This window comes from Rothia mucilaginosa, assembly GCF_964211445.1.
In the GTDB taxonomy this organism is placed as follows: Bacteria; Actinomycetota; Actinomycetes; order Actinomycetales; family Micrococcaceae; genus Rothia; species Rothia mucilaginosa_E.
The window spans coordinates 1-680 of sequence record NZ_CAXOQT010000065.1; the positions used below are offsets into that span (position 1 = coordinate 1).

Annotated in this window: 2 protein-coding genes; both read left to right on the forward strand. The window is 58.8% G+C overall.

Going from position 1 to position 680, the window contains the following annotated elements:
* Positions 1-334, forward strand: a 334-nt coding sequence (locus AB8E48_RS08945; RefSeq protein WP_368886480.1) for a helix-turn-helix domain-containing protein, incomplete at its 5' end; no start/stop codon positions are given.
* Positions 334-680, forward strand: a 347-nt coding sequence (locus tag AB8E48_RS08950; protein WP_368886481.1) for an IS3 family transposase, incomplete at its 3' end; no start/stop codon positions are given. The genes AB8E48_RS08945 and AB8E48_RS08950, both read left to right, overlap by 1 nt.

Here is a 680-nt window from a genome sequence, read left to right on the forward strand (position 1 = left end):
AGTAAAACAGACCAGATACAACTATGAGACCAAGGTCGCCGCAGCAAAGGCTGTGGTTGATGGTGGGATGAGTAAGCCTGAAGCAATGATGCGCTTCGGTATTGCGAGTGCGACACCGTTGAAGCAGTGGTGCAGGCTGTACCGCCAAGGCGGCGCGCAGGCGCTTAAGCCCAAGCCCAAGGGCAGGCCAAAGGGGTCGGTGCGGGCGGTGCCACCAACGCGTGAGGAGGAACTCGAAGAGCGCGTGCGCAAGCTCGAGGCACAGGTAGCGTACCTAAAAAAATCGATTGCCCTGAAGGCGCAGAAACGCTCCCAAACCGGGACAAAGCCCTAGTGGTCGCTGAGCTTTCAGGGCGCGGTCACAAGCTGTACGACCTCCTTGAGGTGGCAGGCCTTGCCAGGTCGAGCTACTACTACGCGCTGGCTCACCCCCAGCAGCCAACCAGGGTACAGCTACGTGCCAAGGTTGCCCAGATCTTTTCGCGAACTCCCAACGGGTGCGGTCACAGGCAGATAGCCATGTGCCTGCGCGCTGAGGAAGGGGAGCGGATCGCCGATAAGACAGTCTTGAAGATGATGCGCCAGATGGGGTTGCGCTGCGGCATACGCCGTGAGAGGGCCTATCACAGGTACAACTCTTACAAGGGGTCTGTGGGGCAAAGTTTCAAGAACATTATCGG